The 25,410-nt window shown below is 61.9% G+C and carries 24 protein-coding genes and 1 pseudogene; 14 read left to right on the top strand and 11 right to left on the bottom strand.

The genetic code is table 11. The features are described from left to right. Positions 1-511: 511 nt before the first annotated feature. From P9292_RS21630 to P9292_RS21620, 3 genes are read right to left on the bottom strand one after another with little or no spacing between them, the layout of a single operon-like run. On the bottom strand, positions 512-1,291 hold the full coding sequence (locus tag P9292_RS21630) for an ABC transporter ATP-binding protein (RefSeq protein ID WP_284503036.1): 780 nt from the start codon (positions 1,289-1,291) through the stop codon (positions 512-514). Between the two features lie 29 nt (positions 1,292-1,320). After that, positions 1,321-2,034 (bottom strand): ABC transporter permease, encoded by a 714-nt coding sequence (locus tag P9292_RS21625; protein ID WP_244827436.1) that lies wholly within the window; start codon positions 2,032-2,034, stop codon positions 1,321-1,323. Between the two features lie 35 nt (positions 2,035-2,069). Beyond that, positions 2,070-2,756, bottom strand: coding sequence for an ABC transporter permease (locus tag P9292_RS21620; RefSeq protein WP_244827437.1), 687 nt, complete (start codon positions 2,754-2,756; stop codon positions 2,070-2,072). Between the two features lie 367 nt (positions 2,757-3,123). On the opposite strand from P9292_RS21620, the gene P9292_RS21615 reads away from it, so the two are divergent. Beyond that, positions 3,124-3,822, top strand: a complete 699-nt coding sequence (locus tag P9292_RS21615; protein ID WP_250463968.1) for a pirin family protein — start codon at positions 3,124-3,126, stop codon at positions 3,820-3,822. 246 nt (positions 3,823-4,068) lie between these two features. On the opposite strand, the gene P9292_RS21610 is transcribed toward P9292_RS21615, so the two are convergent. Beyond that, entirely contained in the window at positions 4,069-4,680 is a 612-nt protein-coding gene (locus P9292_RS21610) for a periplasmic heavy metal sensor (protein ID WP_244827439.1), read from the bottom strand. Positions 4,681-4,930: 250 nt separating this feature from the next. Here P9292_RS21610 and P9292_RS21605 point away from each other — a divergent pair, with 250 nt between their 5' ends. Both P9292_RS21605 and P9292_RS21600 read left to right on the top strand, forming a co-directional pair. Next, on the top strand, positions 4,931-5,653 hold the full coding sequence (locus P9292_RS21605) for a response regulator (RefSeq protein WP_244827440.1): 723 nt from the start codon (positions 4,931-4,933) through the stop codon (positions 5,651-5,653). Next, positions 5,637-6,980 (top strand): ATP-binding protein, encoded by a 1,344-nt coding sequence (locus tag P9292_RS21600; RefSeq protein ID WP_309961163.1) that lies wholly within the window; start codon positions 5,637-5,639, stop codon positions 6,978-6,980. The genes P9292_RS21605 and P9292_RS21600 overlap by 17 nt, the downstream gene beginning before the upstream one ends. Before the next feature lie 277 nt (positions 6,981-7,257). On the opposite strand, the gene P9292_RS21595 is transcribed toward P9292_RS21600, so the two are convergent. Together P9292_RS21595 and P9292_RS21590 are read right to left on the bottom strand one after the other, a co-directional pair. Continuing rightward, on the bottom strand, positions 7,258-7,521 hold the full coding sequence (locus P9292_RS21595; RefSeq protein ID WP_244827442.1) for a hypothetical protein: 264 nt from the start codon (positions 7,519-7,521) through the stop codon (positions 7,258-7,260). A 98-nt stretch (positions 7,522-7,619) separates the two neighbouring features. After that, positions 7,620-9,305 (bottom strand): diguanylate cyclase, encoded by a 1,686-nt coding sequence (locus P9292_RS21590; RefSeq protein WP_309961161.1) that lies wholly within the window; start codon positions 9,303-9,305, stop codon positions 7,620-7,622. Positions 9,306-10,026: 721 nt separating this feature from the next. Here P9292_RS21590 and P9292_RS21585 point away from each other — a divergent pair. Both P9292_RS21585 and P9292_RS21580 read left to right on the top strand, forming a co-directional pair. Continuing rightward, positions 10,027-11,777 (top strand): annotated as a pseudogene (locus P9292_RS21585) (ABC transporter permease). A 12-nt stretch (positions 11,778-11,789) separates the two neighbouring features. Then, the gene (locus P9292_RS21580) at positions 11,790-13,169 is read left to right on the top strand and encodes an AAA-associated domain-containing protein (RefSeq protein ID WP_244827445.1); all 1,380 of its coding nucleotides are present in this window, start codon (positions 11,790-11,792) and stop codon (positions 13,167-13,169) included. A 314-nt stretch (positions 13,170-13,483) separates the two neighbouring features. On the opposite strand, the gene P9292_RS21575 is transcribed toward P9292_RS21580, so the two are convergent. The 3 genes from P9292_RS21575 to P9292_RS21565 all read right to left on the bottom strand — a co-directional run bounded on the left by P9292_RS21575 (position 13,484) and on the right by P9292_RS21565 (position 15,893). After that, positions 13,484-14,008: a hypothetical protein gene (locus tag P9292_RS21575; protein WP_250463975.1), complete on the bottom strand. Its 525-nt coding sequence runs from the start codon at positions 14,006-14,008 to the stop codon at positions 13,484-13,486. After that, positions 14,005-14,559, bottom strand: a complete 555-nt coding sequence (locus P9292_RS21570; RefSeq protein WP_244827447.1) for a hypothetical protein — start codon at positions 14,557-14,559, stop codon at positions 14,005-14,007. The genes P9292_RS21575 and P9292_RS21570 overlap by 4 nt, the downstream gene beginning before the upstream one ends. A 263-nt stretch (positions 14,560-14,822) precedes the next feature. Continuing rightward, positions 14,823-15,893, bottom strand: coding sequence for a sigma-54-dependent Fis family transcriptional regulator (locus tag P9292_RS21565; RefSeq protein ID WP_244827448.1), 1,071 nt, complete (start codon positions 15,891-15,893; stop codon positions 14,823-14,825). A 600-nt stretch (positions 15,894-16,493) separates the two neighbouring features. On the opposite strand from P9292_RS21565, the gene P9292_RS21560 reads away from it, so the two are divergent. The 5 genes from P9292_RS21560 to P9292_RS21540 all read left to right on the top strand — a co-directional run bounded on the left by P9292_RS21560 (position 16,494) and on the right by P9292_RS21540 (position 19,775). After that, a complete protein-coding gene (locus tag P9292_RS21560) occupies positions 16,494-16,847 on the top strand; it encodes a hypothetical protein (RefSeq protein ID WP_250463982.1) in 354 nt (117 codons plus the stop codon). 55 nt (positions 16,848-16,902) lie between these two features. After that, a complete protein-coding gene (locus P9292_RS21555) occupies positions 16,903-17,220 on the top strand; it encodes a YqjD family protein (RefSeq protein WP_250463984.1) in 318 nt (105 codons plus the stop codon). An 84-nt stretch (positions 17,221-17,304) separates the two neighbouring features. Then, positions 17,305-17,541, top strand: coding sequence for a hypothetical protein (locus P9292_RS21550; protein WP_244827451.1), 237 nt, complete (start codon positions 17,305-17,307; stop codon positions 17,539-17,541). A gap of 381 nt (positions 17,542-17,922) precedes the next feature. Continuing rightward, positions 17,923-19,329 (top strand): sigma-54 dependent transcriptional regulator, encoded by a 1,407-nt coding sequence (locus P9292_RS21545; protein WP_244827452.1) that lies wholly within the window; start codon positions 17,923-17,925, stop codon positions 19,327-19,329. Positions 19,330-19,568: 239 nt separating this feature from the next. Beyond that, positions 19,569-19,775: a hypothetical protein gene (locus P9292_RS21540; protein ID WP_309961158.1), complete on the top strand. Its 207-nt coding sequence runs from the start codon at positions 19,569-19,571 to the stop codon at positions 19,773-19,775. 24 nt (positions 19,776-19,799) lie between these two features. Here the strand turns inward: P9292_RS21540 and P9292_RS21535 are convergent, their stop codons facing one another. Continuing rightward, positions 19,800-19,982 (bottom strand): hypothetical protein, encoded by a 183-nt coding sequence (locus P9292_RS21535; protein WP_309961156.1) that lies wholly within the window; start codon positions 19,980-19,982, stop codon positions 19,800-19,802. A 2-nt stretch (positions 19,983-19,984) separates the two neighbouring features. On the opposite strand from P9292_RS21535, the gene P9292_RS21530 reads away from it, so the two are divergent. The 4 genes from P9292_RS21530 (at position 19,985) to P9292_RS21515 (ending at position 23,379) form a co-directional block, all read left to right on the top strand. Next, on the top strand, positions 19,985-20,221 hold the full coding sequence (locus tag P9292_RS21530) for a hypothetical protein (protein ID WP_244827455.1): 237 nt from the start codon (positions 19,985-19,987) through the stop codon (positions 20,219-20,221). 191 nt (positions 20,222-20,412) lie between these two features. Next, positions 20,413-21,873: an alpha,alpha-trehalose-phosphate synthase (UDP-forming) gene (otsA, locus tag P9292_RS21525; RefSeq protein WP_309961153.1), complete on the top strand. Its 1,461-nt coding sequence runs from the start codon at positions 20,413-20,415 to the stop codon at positions 21,871-21,873. A 131-nt stretch (positions 21,874-22,004) separates the two neighbouring features. Next, positions 22,005-22,355, top strand: a complete 351-nt coding sequence (locus P9292_RS21520; protein WP_244827457.1) for a chemotaxis protein — start codon at positions 22,005-22,007, stop codon at positions 22,353-22,355. 115 nt (positions 22,356-22,470) lie between these two features. Then, positions 22,471-23,379, top strand: a complete 909-nt coding sequence (locus tag P9292_RS21515) for a YihY/virulence factor BrkB family protein (protein WP_309961151.1) — start codon at positions 22,471-22,473, stop codon at positions 23,377-23,379. 137 nt (positions 23,380-23,516) lie between these two features. On the opposite strand, the gene P9292_RS21510 is transcribed toward P9292_RS21515, so the two are convergent. Then, positions 23,517-25,004, bottom strand: coding sequence for an RNA polymerase factor sigma-54 (locus tag P9292_RS21510; protein ID WP_244827459.1), 1,488 nt, complete (start codon positions 25,002-25,004; stop codon positions 23,517-23,519). Positions 25,005-25,410 lie beyond the last annotated feature (406 nt).

Here is a 25,410-nt window from a genome sequence, read left to right as displayed (position 1 = left end):
CCCAAGTGCTGCCGTGTGGTTCGATGCGAGCGCATCCAACCGGAAATCGTTTTTGGAGGAAGGACACGCAAGGGCGATGATCCTCGTGGGCGAGTCGCGCTTCGTGTGCGCGATGCCGACGCCGATCCGTCGATGGGCGTCTGCCTCCGTTTTCTTATCTTTTGAAGTAAAACTACTTTTTTTGCGGTTCGTTTTGTTACTTTGAGTAGCAATCTATCAAAATACGTCATGAGCGCCAAAGAAAATTGACGATCTGCAAAGGATTGTGTCAAAAACGCAATGCCAATGTGGTAGGTGTACTACCCATAGCTTGGGAAATCGCCCGCAAAGCCTTGTGGCATAAGGCTTCAGTTGCGGAGCGCGTCTGGAGTCGGGTTTCACGCCTATTGACGGACGTGCACGGCAGCGCTAGTGCGAGAAAAGCTTACCGATAAGGCATGACCCGCTTGGCGAGGGCGAAAAAAAAAGCGCCTCACGGGCGCTTTTAGAAAGGAAGGGAAGGGGAAAGGACTTACTTGAGACTGCCAGATAGAAACTGCTTGAGCCGCTCGCTCTTCGGGCTGCCGAACACGATATCCGGCTGGCCTTCCTCCTCGATGCGCCCTTGATGCAGAAACACCACGTGATTCGACACATTGCGCGCGAAAGCCATTTCGTGCGTTACGACGACCATCGTGCGGCCTTCCTCGGCAAGCGTCTGCATCACCTTCAACACTTCGCCTACGAGTTCCGGATCGAGCGCGGAAGTGGGTTCGTCGAAGAGCATGACATCGGGATGCATGGCAAGCGCCCGCGCAATTGCCACACGCTGCTGCTGGCCGCCCGACAAATGCGACGGATACTGCTTCTCCACGCGCGGCGCGAGGCCGACCTTCTCCAGATAGGTCCGCGCGCGATCCTCCGCTTCCTTCTTCGTGAGCCCGAGCACGTGCACCGGCGCTTCCATGACGTTCTCGAGCACGTTCATGTGCGACCACAGGTTGAAGTGCTGAAACACCATCGACAGCTTGGAGCGCATTTCGCGCAATTGATTCTGGTCGGCTACCTTCAGCGCGCCGTGCTTGTCCTTCAGCGTGCGCAGCTCGGCGCCATCGACGAAAATGCGCCCTTGGTTTGGCTGTTCAAGGAAGTTGATACAGCGCAGCATCGTGCTCTTGCCGGAACCCGACGAGCCGATGATGCTGATGACATCGCCCGCATTCGCCTTGAGGGAAACGCCTTTGAGCACTTCATTGCTGCCGTACTGCTTGTGGATGTCGTCGACGAAAAGCTTGTGCATCTTGGAATTCATGAACGGGTCCTTGCGGCTCAACAGCCCACTTATTTGCCTTGAGGCCGCAGGTACGCGAGCCAGCGATACTCGGCGCGGCGAAAGAGCCACACGAGCGCGAACGAAATGACGAGATAGAGCAGGGCCGCAATGCCGAACGCCTCGAACGACTGATACGTCGCCGAGTTCACATCGCGGGCAATCTTGAGAATGTCCGGCACGGTCGCCGTGAACGCGACGGTGGTCGCGTGCAGCATGAGGATCACCTCGTTGCTGTAGTACGGCAGCGCGCGGCGCAGCGCCGAAGGCAGAATCACTCGCCGATACAGCGTGAACGACGACATGCCATACGCGCGCGCGGCCTCGATCTCACCGTAGGGCGTCGCCTTGATCGCGCCGGCGAAGATTTCCGTGGTGTACGCGCAGGTATTGAGCGTGAAGGCGAGCAGCGTGCAGTTCATGCCGCTCTTGAAGAAGTCGGCGAGCAGCATGTGATCGCGCACGACCTGCAGGCTGTATAGGCCCGTGTAGCAGAGCAGCAACTGCACGTAGAGCGGCGTGCCGCGAAACACGTACGTATACAGCCACACCGAACGCGAGAGCAATTTGTTCTTCGAGACGCGCGCAACCGACAGCGGTATCGAAAGACAAAAGCCGAGGCCGATGGAGATGACCAGCAGCCACATCGTGATCGCGAGACCGGTGATGCGGTAGCCGTCTGTGAAGAGGTAGTTCTTCCAGTATTCCTGGATGATTTGGATCATGGATTCCGCCGTTCTTTTTTAACCGACAGGCTCTATCAGAGGTCAGCCTTGCGCACGCCGATGGAATAGCGCCGTTCGAGCCAGATCAGCACGAAATTGGAGATCGTGGTGATGGCCAAGTAGATCGCGCCGGCGAGCAGCGTGAAGAAGAAGAAACGCATCGTGCCCTTGCCGGCGTCCTGCGAGGCCTTGACGACATCCGCGAGACCGATGATCGACACGAGCGCCGTCGCCTTGACCATCACCTGCCAGTTATTGCCGATGCCGGGCAGGGCGAAGCGCATCATCTGCGGAAACATGATGCGCGTGAACGTCTGCCAGGGCGTCATGCCGTAAGCCGCACCCGCTTCGAGCTGGCCGCGCGGCACCGAGAGAAACGCGCCGCGAAACGTCTCCGTGAAATACGCGCCGTAGATGAACCCGAGCACGAGAATGCCGGCCAGGAATGGATCGATATCGATTTGATCCCAGCCGAGGGCATCCGTCAGCAGATTCAGCCAGATCTGGATGCTGTAGAAGAGCAGCAGCATGAGCACGAGATCGGGCACGCCACGAATCAAGGTCGTGTAGACGGTGCCGACGCCCGAGGCGATTCGATTCTTCGACAGCTTCGCCGCCGCGCCGATCAGCCCGATCACGAAGGCGAACGCGAGCGACAACACCGCCAGCTTGACGGTCTGCCAGGTGCCCGCGAGGATCAGCGGACCGTAGCCTTGCAACATGGTGGTTCCTTGTAAAGGTGCCCGACGTGCCGGAAACTGCGAACGTGACGCGCGCCGCGCGCGGGGTTCGGGCTCCGGGAGATGACGCCTTTGGTGCGCGTATTCTAGGTGGCCAAAATTGGCGGTCGCCGTTGGCGGACGCCGAAAGACGCGCCTTCACGGGCTTTCCCGACCGGCTCTGGCCACAGGGCCGCCTGAAAAGCGCGGTATTTTACCCGAAGCCGGAAGATGCGCGGGTGAGAAGCGGAGGCATCCGATTACCCTCATGCGCGAGACGGTGTAGTGCCCGCGTGCCCGTTGTTTGACGGGGTGGACACCCTTACATTCTGTCCATCGCATTTCAACGTATTCAACGGGAGCACACATCATGTTCGAGATTCGCCGCAGCAGTGAACGCGGTCACGCCAACCACGGCTGGCTTGACTCGTACCACAGCTTCTCCTTTGCCGACTACCACGATCCGGAGCACGTCCACTTCGGCGCGTTGCGCGTGATCAACGAAGATCGCGTCGCGGGCGGACAGGGTTTCGGGACGCACGGGCATCGTGATATGGAGATCGTGAGCTACGTGCTGGAAGGCGCGCTGGCGCACCGCGACAGCATGGGCAACGGTTCGACCATCCGCCCGGGCGACGTGCAACGCATGAGTGCGGGAACGGGCGTGCGGCATAGCGAGTACAACGGTTCGCCCAGCGAGACGGCCCACTTTCTGCAAATCTGGATCATTCCGGATGCACAAGGCAACGCACCGGGCTACGAAGAAAAGCGTTTCGGCGATGAGGAAAAGCGCGGCCGTCTGCGTGTGATCGCCTCGCCGCAAGGCGATGAAGGCTCGGTGAAAATCGGCGCCGACGCGCGCATCTTCGCGGGCCTTTTCGACGGCGCCGAGCGCGCGGACTTCGATGTTCCCGCTGGCCGGCGCGTGTACGTGCACGTGGCGCGCGGCGCGGTTTTGGTGAACGGCGAAGCGCTGAAAGCCGGCGATGCCGCGAAGATCGAGGATGTGTCGAAAGTCACGGTCGAAGGCGGTGAAGGCGCGGAAGTGCTGTTGTTCGATCTGGCTTGAGGTCGACGAAGGGTGATCGGGCGCTGCGGATGCTTCGCGCGGACGCTAAGTGCCGGAGAGCCGTGGAGCAGAAGATCCATGCAGCGCAAAACCGCGAAGCGCCCAAAGCGCTTCGCGGTTTTTTTTGACGCGCAACATCGCGTCTCAAGCTAAGAGCAGCATGATGCTGCCAGCTCGCGCGAACGCAGAGCTTGAACATAAACGCCCGCCGTCCGTATCACGACGGCGGGCATCGCTCCACGAAACTCAGGGCTTCGTCGTACCCGAAGCGCCAGCCGGCGCGCCGGCGCCCGGGCCGCCGTGCTGACCATCGCGCTTGCCCCAGCGTTCGTGCATCTTGTGCTCGTGCTCGCGCATCTTCGCAAAGTGCTTCTTGAGCGCCGTGCTCACAGTGGTCTTCTGCTGATCGTTGAGCGAGTTATAGAAGTTGAGCCATGCGGTCGTGGTGCCTTCGCGCAACTGCTGGTTCTGCTGCTCGATCTTCTGATGCGCCGCGTTCATGGCGTTCAGGTCGAGAATCGGCTGCTGCTCCAGCGACTTCATCTGCTCGTGCATCTGACGGTGGCTCTCGCGCATCGCCTGACGGTTCTGCTTCATGGTGTCCTGCGCGGTCTGCCAGAGCTTTTCCTGATCTGCGTTGAGCTTGAGCTGACTATGAAGCTGCTCCATCTGCTTCTTCATGCGCTCTTCCATGCGATGACCGCCAGGGCCGCCAGGACCACCGGGGCCACCCATCATGGCGGGACCGCCGGGCGGCGGCGCGGGAGGCGCGTCGCTGGTGGCGGCATAAGCCGTGGCGCCGAATGTCAGTGCAATTGCAGTGGCGGCGGCAGTAAGAATGCGATATTGCTTGCCCATTGTGAGACTCCCTGATTGATTGTCGATGCCGAAACGTCGAAGCCGCTTGCGACGGTATTTCCGAGAAGGTCGTCCAGGCTTTTGCGCTTGTCGGTGAGACACAGCGTAGAGGCTTGCGCCGCGTGGCGTGTTACGACACAGTCGCTGCTTATTACGCAGGTTTACGCGATGCTTTCGCGGTAACACCCCGTAACCCTTTACGGCATCCTTGCGGGCAAACGGTTACGTCTCACGCGCTAAACTTCAGCCCATGACTACGCAAATACTTGTCGTCGACGACGACGCCGAACTGCGCGACCTTCTGCGCGACTACCTGGTCCGGCAGGGCATCGAGGTTTCGGTGCTGCACGACGCCGGTTCGCTGGAACGCCGGCTGGAGCGCGAGCGCCCCGATCTGATCGTGCTCGACTTGATGATGCCGGGCGTCGACGGCCTGACCGCGCTCAGAAAGCTGCGCGCATCGGGCGACGACATCCCCGTCATCATGCTGACCGCGCGCGCGGACGACGTGGACCGCATCGTCGGTCTCGAACTCGGCGCGGACGATTACCTCGGCAAGCCGTTCAATCCGCGCGAATTGCTTGCCCGCGTGCAAGCCGTGCTGCGCCGCCGCCGCACCATTCCATCGGCCGCGCCGGAACAGCGCGAGCCGTATTCGTTCGGGCGCTTCAGGCTCGACTTCCAGTCGCGCACGCTGCAACAGGACGACAGGCCGATCACCTTGTCCGGCAGCGAATTCGCGCTTCTGAAGATTTTCGTCAACAACCCTATGCGCACACTGACGCGCGAGCGTCTGCTCGAACTGCTGCACGGGCCGGAATACGACGGCACCGACCGTGGTATCGACGTGCAGGTGTGGCGTCTGCGGCGCATTCTGGAAAGCGATCCATCCGCGCCGCGTTTCATTCAGACGGTGCGCGGGCGCGGCTACGTGTTCGTGCCGGACGGCGAGCAAAATGCGCCGGGCAATTGACACGCTGTTCGGGCGGCTGGTCGTCATCGTCATCGGCATGCTGGTGCTGTCGCATGTCGCTTGGTTCGCCATCATCCGCTTCGAGCGCGACAACGTGCAGACGCGTTTTGCCGTCGAGGAAACCGCATTTCTCGTCGATGCCGTGCGTCAGCACATGGCCAACACACCCGATCAACCCTTGCCGCCGCGCGTGCGCATCTTTCCGCTCAACAGCCCGGAAGTGCCCCGAACGCCCGACGAAGACACGCCGCCGCCGCTCGCTCATTTCATCGAAGACCTGAAAGACCGTCTGCCGGATGGCACCGATGTTCGCCTGAACGAACCCGGCGCGCCGCCCAGCGTGTGGGTGCATGGCGCGAAGGACGCCGGCTGGATCGTTGTGCCGGTGCAGCCGTTGCGGCCGCCGCGCTCGCGCGACCGCATGCTGCTGTGGCTCGCGCTTATTTTCTCGACCGCCGTGCTCGCCGCGCTCTTCGGCGCATGGCAGTTGCAATATCCGTTGCGCTCGCTGGCGCAAGCGGTCGGGCGTTTCGGTCGCGGTCAGCCGACGCCGCCCGTTCCCGAACGCGGCCCGCGTGAGTTGCGGCAACTGACGCACGGCTTCAATCAGATGGTGCGTGAAGTCTCGCAAACCGAGAACGATCGCGCGGTGATGCTCGCAGGCGTCGCGCACGATCTGAAGACACCGCTCGCGCGTTTGCGTCTACGCGCCGAGATGATGGACGACGCCAAGGTGCGTGATGGCGTAGTGCGCGATGTCGATTCCATGGCGCATATCGTCGATCAGTTCCTGGTATTCGCGCACGACCGGCCAGATGGCAGCGAGCCCGTTTCGGTCGATCAGCAGTGCGAGAAAATCGCGCGGACGTATCGCGCGGTGTCGCCGACCGCGGAACCGGTTCGGCTCGACCTGGAAGCCGGGCCGAATTTCGTGCTGCCCGCGGCAACGCTCGACCGGCTCTTGTCGAATCTCCTCGATAACGCGCATGCCTACGGCGCGGCGCCCATCGTCATTGCGACACGGCGCGCGGCAAAGGGCTGGGTGCTAACCGTCTCGGATCACGGCAAGGGTATCGCGCCGGACGATCTCATCAAGGCGAGCCGGCCGTTCGTGCGGCTCGATCCGGCGCGCGGCGGCAGCGGACATAGCGGCCTTGGACTGGCTATCGTCGAACGGCTCGCACGGCGCGCGGGTGGGGAATGCGAGGTCGGCAATCAGCCTGCGGGCGGGTTGCAGGTGGTCATGACCTTCCCGTTCGATGTCGCCACGCAGCCGACGAGCGAAAGGCGCGTGGGAGCGCAGCATGAGGAGCGTGCTTCTCTTTGAACCGCGCACGTCGGCTTTCGTCGCGCTGAAAACAAAACGCCTCCGCATCGAAACGGAGGCGTTTTGTTTTGCGCCAATGTCTATGGAACGATGTTTCAGTGTCGGGCCGTGTTCGTGTGTAGCTCGAAGTAGGCCAGACGATGCTCAACGTCCGAAGCGTTGAACCTGCATCGAGAAAGCAAAATCGCCTCCGAATCAAAGTCCGGAGGCGTCTTTACTAAACCCGCGTCAATGGAACAACGTTTCAAGGCCAGGCGGCATTAATCCATGCCCCACGTCAATCAAACAACGTTTCCAGCGCCGAGGCCGCTTCACTATCCACGGTGTTGTAAGTCACCGTCGAAGCCTCGAAGATGTAATGCGTGGTGTACTTGCCAAGCCGCGCGAGAATTTCCTCCTGAATGACTTCCGGCGCAAGCGCGATCTTCAGAAACCACGTGGTCGAAGAAAGGCGCGTCTGGAACGAGCCGTACTCGGCCAGCAATTGGTCGAACGTTTCAGCGTCCTGATCGCGGCACACGATGACCAGATTTCCCTTCATGCATTTCTCCCGTGACGGCGGCGTCATTCGATATCGAACGTCGATGATACCTGCACGCCGTCGAGCGCGACGAGATGCCTTCCCAAGCCATGCCGCGCTTACTTGCCCATCAGCGAGTTCTCGGGATAGCGCGCGGGCGGCGGCGGATCGGCCGGGCGCACTTCGCTGCGGTCGCGACCACGCGATTTCGCCTCGTAGAGCGCGAGATCGGCGCGAGAGAGAATCCATTCGAGCGCATCGTCGGCAGCGAGTTCGGTAATCCCGATGCTTACCGACAACACCGCCTCGTCGGGAAGATGCGCGCAATGCTCGTGATGAAAGCGCTTGCGCAGCCGCTCCAGCACGGCCTGCGCGTCCGCCAGCGCGGTCTGCGGCAGCAGGATGCCGAATTCCTCGCCGCCGAGCCGGCCGACTGCATCGCTCGGACGCAACTGCGCGCGGCACACTTCGGCGAAGTGTTCGAGCGCGCGGTCGCCGGACGCGTGTCCGTAACGGTCGTTGATCTGCTTGAAGTGGTCGAGGTCCGCGATGGCGAGCGACAACGGCGTGCCGACCGAGCGCGCGAGTTCCACTTCGTGGCGCAGCGTGTCGAGAAAGTAGCGGCGCGAGAGGGCGCCGGTGAGCGCGTCGTGGCGCGCTTCGGCCGACAAGAGCGTATTGGCCGATTGCAACTGCTCGGCGAGGTCGCGCGTCGCGCGATGCAGACGGCGCTCGCGTGAATACGAGACGGCGATCACGATAGCGAGTGTCACGACGCCGAGCATCGTCAGGAACACCAGCACGCGGTCGCGGCTGTGATTGCGGCTGATCTCAGGCCAGCTCGTGAGCGGATGGACGATGTGCGCCGACAGCCCCGAATTCAGCCCGGTGCGCTCGTCGTAGAGCGCGGGCACGCTGCTGCCGTTGGTCGCGTAGAAGGTTTCCGCGAGCGTCGGCGCGAGCCAGTGCTCGGCCGCGCGCATCTGATCGCCGACATGCGCGACGCGCAACGGCGGAAAGTCCTCGCGCCGGTAATGTTCGAGCCGCTCGCGCGGCGTCATCTGGGCGACGGGCGCATCGGGCATGGCCTGGTACTCGAGCGCGCCGTCGTGCGCCATCACCACGACGCCGTTTTCATCGGTGACGAAGGTGCCGGCCCGCGACACCCAATGCCGCAACCGGTCGATGCTCACCTTGGCGATCACCGCGCCCACGAGGATGCCGTCGTCGTAGATCGGCGCGGCGATGTAGATGCCCGGATCGCCCGAAAGCCGCCCGACGCCGTACATCTCGACGAAGCCGCCGAGCAGCGCCCGCGCGACATAGCCGCGCGCGCTCATCTTGTAGCCGATGAAACTGTTGTCGTCCGCCGAATTGCTCGATGCAATGCAGTAGCCCTGGTCGTTGATGAGCCAGATGGAATCGAGGCCGGAGAAGCCCTGCGCGTCATGGAGGAAGCGGTTGACCTTCGCGAGATTGGGACGCGCGGTCCATTCGGCGCGGCGTTCGCTTTCCGAGCCCGCGGGGTTCGAGGCATAATCCCGCGATTGCGCGAGCGCATGCTGCATGAGTTCGACCTGTGCGAGCGTGGCGGGAATGGCGCGCGACATCGCGAGATCGCTTGCGATGACCTGCGCCATGTTGTCGACGATGGATGCCGCCATTTGTCGTTCGGTGCGCACCGTGCCCGTCATTTCCTGCTGTACCATTCGGTCCGACAGCAAGCCGGCCGCGATCCAGCACGCAAGGCCGAGCAGCGCGAGTCCGAGGAGCGCGATCAGTCGGTGCAGGAGGGTCTTGTTCATCGCGTTCTCGGCTACGCTGGCTCACGCCGCGCGCGGATTCAAGCGAGAACAGCCGGGCAGACGGGCGTTCGGCTTCGGGGCGGCGTAGTGCATTGCATCGGCGCTCATTATTGTTAGTGATAGCCACGATTGGACGATGTTTTTCGCCGCCCAGCAAGCGCCTTGTCTCCACAGACGGCGTCTACCCAACACAGGGTAAGCACGGGCGGTTCGGTTCTTGCGTTATGTGTTGCCTTCGTCGCTGCTCAAACGCACTCCCGGCGTGGTTTTGGTCGGCCTGCTCGTCGGCTTGGGGCAGAGGTTAAGTCAAAAGAAAGCCAGACCATTCAAAATGCGGATGCGACGGCGGCCAAGCCTTTATTTTGCCTCCGTGGCGCCGAAGAGCAAATAGAAACATCACACGAATGACGTGCCTGAGCGCCGAAAGATTGTGACTGTCACGAAACTTGGTGTAGTGTCGCTCGGTTCCGCACAGCCGGTACGCACTGGTTAAAGAGTGACGGCTTCCTGACGTTATCCATTTGCTGGTTTTCTGTGTCGTCTGTCAGCTTTTGGACGGGCAGATACGTTGAGCATGCGGGTAGCGCGACGGATTCCACGAGAGTCGACGATCAGGCAGTCATCGATCACGAAGGCGTCTTGCCCGCGCGACGGCTTGCCGTCATGAGCACTATCCCGCGCCTTGCGCGGTTGGAACAAAGCCTTACGGGGAGGGCGTTGCATGGAATTTGGTTTCAATCTGAACCGCACGGCGAACGCGTCGGTATGGCGGATCTTGCCCAATCGCTGGGACTTCGTCGCGTTCCCGATGATCATCTGCATCATCGCGCTTGCCGCTGTCGGTTTCCACGAGACGCTCGCGCCTATTTCCACCCTGCAGACGCAGGCGATCTCGCTCGACCCCGGCAATCTCCCCGAATACGCGCTGCGCACGACCTTGCGCATGCTGCTCGCCATGGTCGCCTCGCTCATCTTCACGCTGGTTTATGGCACGCTCGCGGCGAAGAGCGGCGCGCGTCGGTCGTGCTGGTGCCGGTGCTCGACATCCTGCAATCGGTGCCGGTGCTCGGCTACATCTCGTTTACCGTCACGTTCTTTCTCGCGCTTTTTCCCGGGCGCGTGATCGGCGCGGAGTGTGCCGCGATTTTCGCCATCTTCACGAGCCAGGCGTGGAACATGACCTTCAGCTTCTACCAGTCGCTGCGCACGGTGCCGCGCGATCTGGATGAAGTCTCGCGCGGCTTTCACCTCACCAACTGGCAGCGCTTCTGGAAGCTCGAAGTGCCGTTCTCCATGCCCGGCCTCATCTGGAACATGATGATGTCGATGTCGGGCGGCTGGTTCTTCGTCGTCGCCTCCGAGGCCATCACGGTGGGCAACCGGAGCATCGTGCTGCCGGGCATCGGCGCATATTTGGCCGCGGCGATCGGCGAGCGCAATCTCTCCGCGATCGGTTGGGTGATTCTGGCGATGACCGTCGTTATCCTTGCCTACGATCAACTGATGTTCCGTCCGCTTGTCGCGTGGGCAGACAAATTCCGCATGGAGAACACGAGCTCGGGCAACGCGCCGGAATCGTGGCTGCTCGATCTGATTCGCCGCACGCGGCTGATCCACCGGTTGCTGGTGCCGGCCGGATGGCTGTTCGCGAAGGCCGCGCGCTTCCCGATTCGTCTGCCGTCGCTGCAAGGCGTAAAGCTGCCGTTGCGCGCCACCGTGCCGTCCACGCGCACCGGCGATATCGCCTGGGGCGCGGCCGTGCTGCTCGTCACGGCGTTCGTCACGTGGAAGGTGGTCTCGTTCGTGTCGACGGGCGTCGGCTGGAGCGATGTCGGTCACGTGTTCGTGCTCGGCTTCATCACGCTGATTCGCGTGGTCGTGCTGATCGGCATTGCGTCGGTGGTGTGGGTGCCGGTCGGCGTGCTGATCGGGTTGCGCCCCGCGCTCGCCGAGAAGATGCAGCCCGTCGCGCAGTTTCTCGCGGCGTTTCCGGCGAACCTGCTGTTTCCGGTGTTCGTCGTCGCCATCGTGCGCTGGCATCTGAACCCGGATATCTGGCTTTCGCCGTTGATCGTGCTCGGAACGCAGTGGTATATCCTCTTCAACGTGATTGCCGGGGCATCGGCGTATCCGAACGATTACCGCGAGGCCGCGGCCAACTTTCAGATTCGCGGTTGGCAATGGTGGAAAAAGGCCATGCTGCCGGGCATCTTCCCGTACTACATCACCGGCGCGATCACGGCATCGGGCGGCGCGTGGAACGCGAGCATCGTCGCGGAGGCGGTGTCGTGGGGCAAGACGAGCGTCGTCGCGCACGGGCTCGGCGCGTATATCGCGCAGACCACTGCGGATGGCGACTATCCGAAGATCATCCTGGGCATTGCCGTGATGTCGCTTTTCGTCACGCTGTTCAACCGATTGTTGTGGCGCCCGCTGTACGCCTACGCCGAAGCAAGACTTCGACTGGATTGAGGACGAGTTCCGATGCAGAACACCAAGAACACGCAAAACCCCAACACGCCGGGCGCATCGCGCACGACGGGCACGCCAGCGCCCAGCGTGCCCGGCACGCCGCCGCGCCTGGGCGCGGAAATCCTGCGCGTGCAGAACGTGAGCCGCGGATTCAACAAGACCCAGGGCGAACTGCTCGTGCTCGACGACGCCAACCTCTCGCTGCGCGAAGGCGAGATCGTCGGTCTGCTCGGACGTTCGGGCTCGGGTAAATCGACGCTGTTGCGAATCATCGCCGGACTGATCGAGCCGACTGCCGGCGACGTCACTTATCTGAACGAGCCCTTGCGCGGACCGGCGAAGGGCGTCGCGATGGTGTTCCAGACGTTCGCGCTGTTCCCGTGGCTGACCGTCATGCAAAACGTGGAAGCGGGTCTGGAAGCGCAGGGCGTGGCGGCGCGCGAGCGGCGCGAACGGGCGTTGGCGGCCATCGACCTGATCGGGCTGGACGGTTTCGAGAATGCCTATCCGCGCGAATTGTCGGGCGGCATGCGGCAGCGCGTGGGTTTTGCGCGCGCGCTCGTCGTCGATCCGACCTTGCTGCTCATGGACGAGCCATTTTCCGCGCTCGACGTGCTGACCGCCGAGAACTTGCGTACCGACTTGCTCGACTTGTGGACGCAAGGGCGCATGCCGATCAAGTCGGTGCTGATCGTCACGCACAACATCGAAGAAGCGGTGTTCATGTGCGACCGCATTCTGGTGCTGTCGTCGAATCCGGGCCGCGTGATGGCCGAGATCAAGGTGCCGTTCAAGCATCCGCGCAATCGCCTGGACCCGGCGTTCCGGCGTCTCGTCGACGACATTTACGCGAAGATGACCGCGCGGCAGCTGGATGAATCGAAGAAGAAGGGACTCGAGCTCGGAAGCTGGCTGCCGTCGGTGTCGACCAATCTGATGGCGGGTCTCATCGAAACGCTCGCGGCGGAGCCGTATCACGGTCGCGCGGACATGCCGGAAATCGCGCGCACGCTGCATCTGGAGGTCGATGAACTCTTTCCGGTGGCCGAAGTGCTGCAGCATCTCGGTTTCGCCGACGTGCGCGAAGGCGATATTTTCCTGACGCCGCAGGCGCGCGTGTTTGCCGAATTCGGCACGCAGGAGCGCAAGATGATGTTCGCCGAGCATCTGCTGCGGCACGTGCCGCTGGCGGCGCGGATCAAGAAGGTGCTGAACGAGCGGCCGGGGCATCGCGCGCCGCGCGTGCGCTTCGAGCAGGAACTGGAAGACTTCCTCTCCGACAAGGCCGCGCAGGAAACGCTGGATGCGGTCATCGACTGGGGTCGTTATGGCGAGATCTTCTCTTACAACGATCAAACGGAGATGCTGAGTCTGGAAGACGTGGAGGCTTGAGGCGGTGGTTTTTGCGGGAAAGGCGCGGTGACCGGTCAGGACGCCGCGTTTTTCTTTGGGGCTTTGATCATGACGTCGTGCTGGAGGCAAGTGAGAACGCTGAAGGTCGAGGCAAGGAGAAGCGAGTACTCGTCACGCCGTTTTCGAAAGTAGCAGGCGCACGGCAACGGTCAACGAACGGCGCGGCAGGCTCGCACTGCACTGGCCCGCCAACATCAAGCCATCGCCAGAATGGAAGCCAACAAAAAAGCGCGGACTCGCCGCGCTTCTTGTTCGAAGCCTCTAAGCAAAAAAGCGGTTCGGCTGTCTCCCGCCTACTGTAGATTTCCCCACCGCTCGACCGCCGGTTCCGCCGAAGCCCACTTCCATCCCTCGGTTTGCTGACACGCCGTCGCGATGAACCAGTCTTCATGCGAACTCGGATCGTCGCCATCCGCCACGGAGAACGCGAATTCCTTGCAGCTCGCAAGCGCGCTCTTGACCTCGCGCAGCACTCGCACCTGGCCGTGGCCATTTTCCACCGGCAAGGTGTGCTTGACCTTCCAGGGTCGCGTCTCGCCGATGTCCGACATGCCCGCCGTCACCGCAATGGCAACCTGTTGATCCTGATGCAGAGACTTCGTCACGCGCTTCACGACTTCGTCGGTCGCGGCCTGCACCGCAATGCCGACGCCCAGGCCGATAGCCGGATTGGTCGTCACCGCGCCCGTCGCCACGCCCGCGAGCGCACCGCTTGCCGCGCCAATCGACGCGCAGCCGCTCATCGCGACGCACGCCGCCGCGAAAGCCGCGATGCAGCCAAGGCGCAGCGCCATGGATACCGCCACGCGCTCCGTCATTGCAGCGAGCCCCAACGCGGCGTCGCCGGTTCGGCCGATGCCCACTTCCACTTGTCGCCGTCGCGGCACACGGATGCCACGTAGAACGCGCTGTCGGCGGCACGGTCTTTGGTCGCGTCGCGATCGACGGAAAAGACGATTTCCTTGCAGTCGAGCGTACCGCTGCTGATCTGGCGGCTCACTGTCACGCGGCCTTTCTCGTCGTCTTCGATAGGCACCGAATGCACCGAGATCCACGGCGCCACCGAGCCGACGTCGAGCGGGCCGGCGACCGACGCGATCTTGTCCTGCGTGTCCGTATGCACGATGCGCTGCGAGTACTGCACGCCCGCGCGCGCCGCCGCCACCGCGCCAAGACCGATACCCGTGGCGACCGCCGCGTTGCTCGTCACCTTGCCCGCGATAGCCGCACCGGCGATACCGGCACCAGCCGTCGCGCCTTCGCTATAGAGGGAATTGCAGCCGCTGAGACTCACGCAGGCGATAGCGCCCGACACGATCGCGGCAAGCGCGGCGGCGCGCTTGCCGCGCCATTCAACCCTGATCTGCATGTTGCTGGTTTCCTTCGTCTGCCCAGGCGCCGTGAGCCAGGCTGCGAATCTCCTTGAGGAATCGCCGCCAAAGCCCCGCCACGTAAGAATGCGCGACACGTGCATGTCGCGAGCTTCGCGCATTTTGAAGCATGCTTCTAATTACCGGTTCGAGAAAATTGCAAGAAATTGCAAGCAGCGGGAACGCGTAGCTCAACGCTCCATAAAAAAGGCGAGAACGCTTTCACGCACTCGCCTTTTGTTCGTCCGTGAAGGACGGATGCTCAACTTTCGTTGCTGCCGCCGGAAGGGGCTTCGCCTGATTCGGTGTCCTCGTTTTCATAGGCGCCAAGGCGGTTGTAGAGCGTCTTGAGACTCACGCCCAGCGCTTTCGCGGCACGACGCTTGTCGCCGCCGCAATGCTTGAGCGTGCCGAGGATGATCTGCTTCTGCGCATCCGCGAGCGGTGTGCCGACCCAGACGTTCATCGCATCGCCCTGAGTGACGGGCTTCTTCACGCGCGATGCCAGATGCGGATGCGCGATCTCCACCGTCTTCTCCGCGAGAATGAACGCGCGATACACCGTGTTCTTGAGTTCGCGCACGTTGCCCGGCCACGAGTAGGTGCGCAGCACGTCGAGCGCGCGCTTGCTGAAGGCCTTGCTCGTGCCCTCCTGCGCGTTCATTTCGGACAGAAAATGCTGGGCGAGCAGTTCGCGGTCCGAATCGCGTTCGCGCAAAGGCGGCGCGCGCAGCGGAAACACGGCGAGCCGGTACATCAAGTCCTCGCGCAAGCCGTTTTCCTTCACGGCGGCAATCGGATCGCGGTTGGTCGCGGCGATCACTCGAACGTCGGAGCTAATGAGATCGTTGCCGCCGACCCGAAAGAACGTGCCGGTTTCGAGCGCGCGCAAGAGCTTCACCTGCCGCACGGGCGACATCTCCGTCACTTCGTCGAGAAAAAGCGTGCCGCCATTCGCGTGTTCGAAGTAGCCGATACGTCCCGATACCGCGCCCGTGAAACTGCCTTTTTCGTGACCGAAGAGTTCCGCTTCGATGAGGTTGTCGGGAATCGCGCCGCAATTCACGGCAATGAACGGTGCGTCCTTGCGCGCGCTTTTATCGTGGATGGTGCGCGCGACGAGCTCCTTGCCGGTGCCCGACTCGCCGATGATGAGCGCGGTCGCATCGGTGCCGGCGACGCGTTCGATCTGCGTGTACAACTCCTGCATCACGGGTGATGAGCCGTACAGCAGTCCGTACGATCTCAAGCCCGGCACTTCCCCCGCATTGCGCTTTTTCTGCGCGGCTGTATCGCCGACGGCGATGGGCGGGTCCAGATCGGTTGTCGCCATGTGTGCTGATATGTCCTGAGTTCTGCCAATATGGTTGAGCGGATGGCGGCCAGGCATCGGTCAAGCGTGGTGGCGCATGTCGATGCGCGAGAGCGGCGCCAAGCATGCGAACCGGCCGCGTTAGCTGAGTTTCGGCTTGATGCCGCCAGTTTCGGGCGTTTCCTGGCAGCAACACGTCGCATGGTTTGACGGCAAGCAAGCTCGCGATCCATTCGTACGATCGCTCGTCAGGCGGCTCGATGTTTTCCGTAGACGGACAAGTCCATCTCATAAACGCTATTTAACCATTCGCAACGACTTTGCGGCAACGTGCGGCGTTCGGCATCGCCCAATTTGTCTGATTGGCACATGTGCGTCGCGTAACTTCCGGCAAGGTTCTCGCTTCGCTCAGGAAATTTACACGTCCACAGCGTAATACTTACCCGGTTTCGTGATGGCTTGCGCGGACCGCTTCGGGCAGAACATTTCCTGAACGCCGTCACAGACGGCTGGCATGAAAGCTGCAAGGATGGAGTCATCCTTATTCGAACAAGCTTGCAACAAGCGGTCGGTGTGCATCGCAACTGCGAGCGGACGGCAGCGAGAGAGGTAACACGCATCATGGACGATACGCTCGACTTCGACACCGCCACGCGCGACGGCAATATGGTCGGCAACTTCGGTGGCAACGCCAGCAAGCCCGTGCGGCCGACGCGCGGCGGACAGGAACTCGCGGTGCGCGAGCCGATCGACATTTACCATTGGGCTCTGGTCGCGCTGGTGACCGCGCTCATGTGTGCCGTGCTCGGTTACGCGGCGGGCACGCCTGCGCTTTCGCGTGCGGCGAACGTCACGAGCGCCGTGTTCGGCGTGCTTGGCGTCGCGTTGATGGCCGGCGGCGTCCTGCGCAATCTGCGCATGCGTTTCACGATGCACGGTGTGGCCAAGGCGCTCGCGGGCGCTGAAACGCATTGAGATACGCAAAGCTTCAGACTTTACCCCCACATTTCTAAGGCAAGGACCTGATTTCATGACTGAGACGACTGTCCAGCTTGCGTTGGGCAAGCAGAAAATTATCGAAGACATCAAGGTGCTGCTCAACGACTCGGAAGAGTTGTTGCGGCTCTCGGCGTCGCTGCCGGGCGAGGGCGTCGATGCCTTGCGCACGCGCCTTCGCGATCACGTCGATTCGGCGCGCTCCGCGCTCGAAGACGCGCAAGCAAGCGCGCAGACGCGTTACAAGACCAGCGTCGAGTGCACCGAAAACTATGTGCGCGAAAATCCGTGGCAATCGCTGGGTATCGCGGCGGGCGCGGGCTTTCTCATCGGGCTTCTGGTTGTCCGCTGATCGAAGCGCGCTGGGTAGTCAAGAGCGCGCATCGGCGAAATCAAGGCACAAACAGCGATTTAGATAACCAAGGGAGAAAACGAGATGGCACGTCCTTCAATCGGAATTTTCGGGGCGCTGTTCGCGGTGGGCAGCGTGCTTGCATGGAAATGGGCGCAATCGCGCGATGCCGCCACACGTCGCACGGCCCGCGATCTGCACCGTTGGGAAGACGAGGGCGGCAAGGTGCTGACGCCGTCGAGTCGCTTGCCCGCGCCGCATGAGGTGAATGGTCACGGCGTAGGCGGCACGGCAGACGCCTGGAATTTCCCGCGAAGCTGACGCGCAGTAGTTCACGACCGTCGTTCAATTGCGAGCGACGGAGTGCTGCCGGAAGGCGTTTTCATCACCGCCGCGTTTGAACGAACTCCACGCACGCCCGACCGGCGTGCGTTTTTATGTCGATAAACCTTTATAATCAACGAATATCCGCCATAAGTTGCCTAAATGGAAAAACTTACGGCTGAGAGACCCAAGCGTACAGCGCATCGGAAATTATTCTATTTCTCGCGCTTTTTGCGTCATGCACTTCAAGCTCGAGCCACAACGGGCGCATGACCGAAAGCCGCACCGGCCCGGGCAGTCCACCGTGTGATCGCCCGGAGAAGACCACGCCGCACTTGGCGTGTGACCCTGAAAACGCTTTGGAAATATCGAGACGCAATGCCACATGTATTGATTGTCGATGACGATCCCAGTACCCGCGAGGCGCTAGCCGCGATCATCGGCGAAGACGGACTGACGACAGCCACGGCAGGCGACTTGCGCGAGGCGCGCATCCAGCTCGTGCGGCAGACGCCGGACGTCGTGTTTACCGACCTCAAGCTGCCCGACGGCACCGGCGTCGATCTGTTCGAGGATCTGGACCCGCGCTCGGGCGTCGAGTTCATCGTCATTACCGGCCATGCGACCGTCGAGTCCGCGGTCAGCGCACTCAAGATGGGTGCGGCGGATTATCTGGTCAAACCCATCAACATGCAGCGCGTGAAGGCGATCCTTTCGCGCCTGCCGCGCGCCGGCGACCTGAAAGCGGAAATCGGCACCTTGCGTGGCGAGTTGCGCCGCATGGGCCGCTTCGGGCTGATGCTCGGCAATTCGCCGGCCATGCAGACGGTCTACGATCAGATCGGCCGCGTGGCACCGACGGCAGCGTCCGTGCTGCTGATCGGCGAGTCCGGCACCGGCAAGGAAGTCGCCGCGCAGACGCTGCACGAGCTGAGCCTGCGACGCAAGCACGCGTTCATCGCGGTGAATTGCGGCGCCATTTCGCCGAACCTGATCGAATCCGAAATGTTCGGCCATGAACGCGGCTCGTTCACTGGCGCGGACCGGCAGCACAAGGGTTATTTCGAGCGCGCGAACGGCGGCACGCTGTTCCTCGACGAAATCACCGAGATGCCTATCGAGCTTCAGGTGAAGCTGTTGCGCGTGCTCGAAACCGGCATGTTCATGCGCGTCGGGACCACGAAGGAACTCGAAACGGACGTGCGCCTGATTGCCGCGACCAATCGCGATCCCGAGCAGGCCGTGCTCGAAGGCAAACTGCGGCTCGACCTGTATCACCGCCTGAACGTGTTCCCGATCAACCTGCCGCCGCTGCGCGAACGCGGCACGGACGTCGAATTGCTCGGGCAGGCGTTCCTCGACGAACTCAACTCGCGTTACAACACGAAGAAGGTGTTTCCCGCCGCCGTGCGTGAAATGCTCGCGTCCTACAACTGGCCCGGCAACGTGCGCGAGTTGAAGAACTACGTGCAGCGCGCGTACATCATGTCGGGTACGGATTCGGATAGCACGGCCACCGTGCCGCTGCAGATTTCACTGTCGCGTCCTTCGGCGGGCACGGCCGTGACGATTCCCTTCGGCACGTCGCTCGCGCAGGCTGATCGGCAACTCATTCTCGCTACGCTCGAACAATGCGGCGGCGTGAAGACGCGGGCGGCGGAAATTCTCGGCATCAGCCTGAAGACGCTGTATAACCGGCTCGTCGAATACGGCGAGGATGCCGCTGGCAAGGCAGCCGTCGGAGAAGGCGGAGACCTTTCTGACGCGGATAGCGAAAATACCTGAACCTCGCTTATCTTTAGACAAAACATTGCCCGCTGCTTGCAAAAGCGCGGGCTTTTTTATTTGTCGCATGCGGATTCAGCGCCGATAATGAAGCGGAGTCCTGGCGTGAGGTAGGCGTAAATTGGAAGAAACAAGGGCATAGGCCTTGCTGACCTCTGACTGCCATCCACGCGCGGGAAACCGCAGGAAAAGGAGCGTGGATGCGGCGATTACGATCACAAGACCGCAAGGAGCCTGACATGCCCGATTTCGCATCCGATAGCGCTCGAATCAGCGCGCAGACGCCCCAGCCGCCGGACCCGCCCGTGACGCCGCCCGATCAGCCGCCGCCCACGCCGATCCCGCCCGACACGAATCCCGATCCGACTCGCGAGCCGCCCGAACAACCGATGCAGCCCATTGGCGACCCGCCGCCCGGACCGAACGAAGCGCCGCACGCGCAATAAGGGAATTGGCGGACTTTCGACCATTCACTGAATCTGTGCAGGCTTTGAATAAGTTTCCATCTCGAAGGTAGGGATTACAACGTAGCCAGCAACGATGACCGGCGCTGCAAGCAGTGTCCGGTCGATTTTTCTAATAAAGACGCATTGCGACAAGATCGGTCCGACGCCGCCGACGTCATTTTCGACGGCCTTCTTCTCTGGAGGCATTGATGAGGCATCCCGCACTCCGACGCTCCGCGCGTCACTCTTCCAAGCGCGAAGCACGCGCCGAGGCGGCTAAAACCGCTGGTGGCGAAGCCGCGCCGGCACCGCCGATCGAACACGATCCCGCCAGCCAGAACCGCCCCGCACCTGACGCTCCGCCCGACGGCGAGCACAATCAGGGCGGCGTGCGCCGCGAGGGAATCGACTATCAGCGCGACCTGGGTTCGGAGCAGGATTCCTGATTTCACCGCCTTCGTTTCCTTCGACGAAAGAGCAAAAACTTCTACGCGGCGACGGCTTACCGCGTATCCGATTTCGTTCGTAACACTTGGATACGAATTTTCATCCTGCCCGTGTCTCAAAAAGGCACGGCTCTTGCATATCTTCAGCCGCCAATTCGAGCAAGCAACGACAACTGAGAGGTGATGCTGTAATGGGCAGATTGATCGTGGTTTCGAATCGCGTCGCGCCGATCCAGGAAGGCAAGCCCAGCGCGGGCGGTCTTGCTATCGGCGTTCTGGATGCGCTCAAGGAGACGGGCGGCGTATGGTTCGGTTGGAGCGGCGAGATCGTCGGTGAAGCGGCTGACCCTGTCATCGAGAAAAACGGCAATGTGACGTATGCCACCGTCGGCCTGACGCGCCGCGATTACGACCAGTATTACCGTGGTTTTTCGAACGCCACGCTGTGGCCGACTTTCCACTACCGCAACGACCTGTCGCGCTTCGATCGCGAGGAATACGCGGGCTATATGCGCGTGAACGCGGGACTCGCCGCGAAGCTCAAGACGCTCATCAAGCCGGATGACATCATCTGGGTACACGACTATCACTTGCTGCCGTTCGCGCAGGAGTGCCGCAAGATCGGCATCCAGAATCCGATTGGCTTCTTTCTGCACATTCCGTTTCCGGTGCCGGAAGTAATGCGGACCGTGCCACCGCACGAGGAACTGATTGCCGGCATGTGTCAGTACGACGTCGTGGGCTTTCAGACCGATGCCGACAAGCAGTCCTTCACCGATTACGTCGAACGCAGCGGACGGGGTCATCTGAGCGAAGACGGCATGTTGCAGGCGTTTGGCCGCATGCTGAAAGTGGGCGCGTATCCGATCGGCATCTATCCGGACGCCATCGCCAAGGCAGCGGATCAGTTCTCCAACCGCAAGCAGGTCAAGAGCCTGCGCGACAGCATGCGTGGCCGCAAGCTCATCATGAGCGTCGATCGGCTGGATTATTCGAAGGGCCTCGTCGAGCGCTTCCAGGCTTTCGAGCGCCTGTTGCTCAACGCGCCGGGCTGGCATGGCCGCGTTTCGCTCGTGCAGATCGCGCCGCCGACGCGCTCGGATGTGCAGACGTATCAGCGCATTCGCCAGAACCTGGAAGGCGAAGCGGGGCGTATCAATGGCCGTTTTGCGCAACTCGACTGGACGCCGATTCAATATCTCAACCGCAAATACGAACGCAATCTGCTGATGGCGCTTTTCAGGCTTTCGCAGGTCGGATATGTCACGCCGCTGCGCGACGGAATGAATCTCGTGGCGAAGGAATATGTCGCGTCGCAAGACCCGGCCGATCCGGGCGCGCTCGTGTTGTCGCAATTTGCCGGCGCGGCAGATCAACTGCCGGGCGCGCTCGTCGTCAATCCGTTCGATCTGTCGCAGATGTCCGAGGCGCTCGAACGTGCGTTGTCGATGCCGCTCGCCGAACGCCAGGCGCGTCACGCCGATATGATGGCGCCGCTGCGCGAGAACAATCTGTCCGTGTGGCGCGATTCGTTCCTGTCGGATCTGCGCAGCGTCGCAACCGCGACTTCCGTCACAGAGCAGACCGTCAAGACGGTGCGCCAGGGCGCGAGTACATCGACGCAGGCAAGACGGCCCTCCGCCAAGGCTTGAACGTGTAATCAGAAAACCCCGCGCCTCTACACGGCGCGGGGTTTTTATTTGTGCGCGCCATTCGACGCCGCACGGTTTGCGCGGAACGCTCCTTGCGCTTCAACCTTCGACACGAAACGAAGGAGGTCACGATGAGCGGAAGCACTCTGAATCCCAATGAAGAAGGCGAGATCGAAGTTGGCAAGGGGCACGGCACAGGCGCGTTAGGTCCGAGCGATTCCTCGGATAGCGGTTCCGACGTGCAGGGCGAAATGCGTCATCCGGGCGACATCGAAGACGAACTCGATGCCCACGCGCTCGGCCAGTCCAAAGCCGAACTCGCGAGCGATACCGACCGCTACGGCACGGGCGAGGCAGCTTCCGCCGATGGCGACCACAATCTCGAACCGGACGCGGACATTCTGCCGGACGACATTGAGGACGAAACGCGCGGCCTGCTCGACGAAGACGCCGACCCCGCGGACGACGAAGACAAGGTCTGAGCACGCATTAACGATCGATACGGCGTGCCGCGATGCACTTGCGGCGCGCCGTTTTTACGCACGTCTTTCGAAGCGGCGTTAACATCGGCGATTGATAACCGCCAAGCTTACGCCGATGACCCGAGAAGTTCCGACCTCTTCCACGCCTGTCGCTGTCGGCCGCACGTCGCGTTTCGGCTGGGTTGCGTGGTTCGTCGATCCCGTCAGGCAATGGATTCAGGACCATTGCCTGATGTTCTCCGCATCGATTTCGTTTTTCGCGGCGTTCTCGCTGGCGCCGACGCTCGTCATCGTCATCGCGGTCGCGAGCGTTTTCTTCGGCGCGGATGCCGTGCAAGGCAGACTCTTCGATGAAATCAGCGGCGTGGTCGGCCCCGATGCGGCGCACGCGCTCGAAGCCATCGTCGCCAACGCGTGGCACGCCGATATCGCGCGCAGCACGGCGCTGCTTTCGGCGGGCGGCGTGCTGATCGGCGCGTCGGCGACGTTTTCATCGCTGCATAGCGCGCTGAACGTGATCTGGCCCACGCCTATTGTGAGCGCGAAGGAAAGCATCGTCTCGCTGCTGCGCGTTCGGCTGATGTCCTTCGGCCTGGTCGTCGGCTCCGGCTTGCTGGTGGTTGCGTTGCTCGTGCTCGATGCGCTCGTCGAAGTGCTCGGCCATTGGGCTTTCGGCGACGGCAATCCGTTCATCATTGTGTCGAGCGTCACGCAGCGCGCAATTTCACTTGGCATGCTCACGCTCGCGTTCACGCTTCTGCTCAAGTTCTTGCCGACCACGCGCATGATGTGGCGCGACGCCGCGTTAGGCGCAACCGCGGCGGCCATGTTGTTCGAGGCGGGCAAGCGACTGTTTGCGTTTTATCTCGCGCATGCGGGCACGGCTAACATGTTCGGCGCGGCGGGGTCGCTCGCGATCATCCTCATGTGGCTCTACTACTCGGCGGCGGTGTTTTTGCTCGGCGCGGAGCTGGCGGCAACGGCGGCACGCAGGCGCACGCATCGGGAAGCAGGCTGGCGTTAGCGCGTCGACTAAACGCGGCGATTCGGCCGCGCATAAAAAAACCGCCCGTTGAAAGGGCGGCTGCATGCTGAGGCTACGAGGCGACTCTCTTGACCGGGTCGTCGCCCAATGCGTCAGCGCGTGAAATCTGCATGCGTTCAGGCTTGGCGGCGCAACTCGGCGGGCGGCACCTTCATCAGATGACGATACTTCGCCACCGTGCGGCGCGCGACGATTACGCCCTGATCCGCGAGCATCTTGGCAAGGCTCACGTCCGATAGCGGGTCGCGCGAGTTTTCCTTCGAGATCATTTCCTTGAGCAGCGCGCGCACGGCGGCAGCGGAGCATGTACCGCCGCTTTCCGTGCTGAGTTCGCGCGGGAAGAAGTGTTTGAATTCGAAGATGCCGCGCGGCGTCGACATGTACTTGTTGCCCGTGGCGCGCGAGATGGTCGATTCGTGCAGGCCGAGCTCGTCGGCGACATCGCGCAGGACGAGCGGCTTGAGCGCGATTTCGCCGTAATCGAAGAACGCCTTTTGATGCGAGACGATACATTCGGCCACGCGTTGAATCGTCGTGAAGCGCTGCTGCGCGTTGCGGATCAGCCAGCGCGCTTCCTGCAACTGTTGCGCGAGCGGCGAACGGCTTGCGCCAGCGGACTGCGCGAACAATTCCGCGTACATGCGGTGGATGCGCGCGCGCGGCAACACCGCCGGATTGATCGTGACGACCCAGCTTTTCTTGACCTGACGTACGATGACGTCCGGCACCACGTAGTTGTCTTCGCTCGCGCCGTAGTTCTCGCCCGGCTTCGGGTCGAGACGACGCACCAGCGCACACGCTATACGCAGTTCTTCCGCGCTGCAGCCGATCTTCTTTTGCAGTTCGGCCTGCTCGCGACGTGCAAGTCGTTCCAGATGATGTCCCACGATCTCGCGTGCGACGGCGCGGCCCGGCGTGCCTTCGGGCATCGCATCGAGCTGCAGGGTCAGGCATTCCGAGAGGTTGCGCGCACCGACGCCCGGCTTGTCGAGCGACTGCACGAGCTTGAGTGCGATAGTGAGTTCGTCTTCGGTCAGCGCCGGTTCGATATCGACCACATCGGCGAGTTCGCTCAGTTCCTGACGCAGATAGCCGTCGTCATCCAATGCTTCGATGATGAGCTGGGCAATCGCGCGGTCGCGCTGGCTGAGTTGATAGAGGCGCAGCGTATCGTGCAAGGTCTCATGCAGCGACGGCTCGATGCGTACCCAGTCGGCGGGATCGGAACCTTCGCCGTCGCCGCTGTTGCGCGTCGAACTGCGGCCGAACGGATCGGACGAGTAGTCGCTCATGGAGTCGTCGCGCGAATTGTTGTCGCCGCCGGAGTCGCTGTCCATGCTGCTTTCGGAGGCCATTGGCGCTTCGGTCGCATTGTCGGACGAATTCGAGAGCGGCGAGTCGCTCATCGAATTGCCGTTGTCGGCGGAAAGGGCGTTGTCTTCGGTTTGCGACTCGTCGTATTCGAGAAACGGATTCGTGTCCAGCGCGTTACGCAACTCCTGTTGAAACTCCAGCGACGACAACTGCAGCAGGCGTACCGACTGCTGAAGGCGCGGGGTGAGTGCGAGGCTTTGCTTGGTGCGAAGTTCGAGTGTAGGCGGCATTGCTTGCTAATCCTCGTTATTCTGGACTGAGAGGTGTTCGTAACGAGGACTAAAGCAATGGTTATGCCAATGCGCATCGGATGCCTGCTGCATCTACGTTTCGATCTTTGTCCACGGCTTGTTTTCACTTGGCGAAGCGATGCTTTCGCGCACTTTTTACACGCACTCAGACAAAAGCGCCGCGCCCTCCCGGGCTTATGGATTGGACTTGAGCGGTTGATGCCGCGCTTGCCGAGGACGACTTCGAGAAGCGCCAAGCCCTTTGATTCGTCGGGCTTTTTTGCTGCGTGCGGAGACCCACTAAGCACTTTTGACGGGGCACGGCACGCAAGTTGCGGTAGGGGGGACACGATTCGTGCAACACGCGGCGAACGTGATCGAGCATCACTAAAAGCAGCACCCACGG

Origin of the sequence: Caballeronia sp. LZ001 (assembly GCF_031450875.1) — a bacterium.
Taxonomy (GTDB): Bacteria; Pseudomonadota; Gammaproteobacteria; order Burkholderiales; family Burkholderiaceae; genus Caballeronia.
The sequence above is the reverse complement of the archived record's forward strand: the minus strand, read 5'-3'. Positions and strand labels throughout refer to the sequence as shown.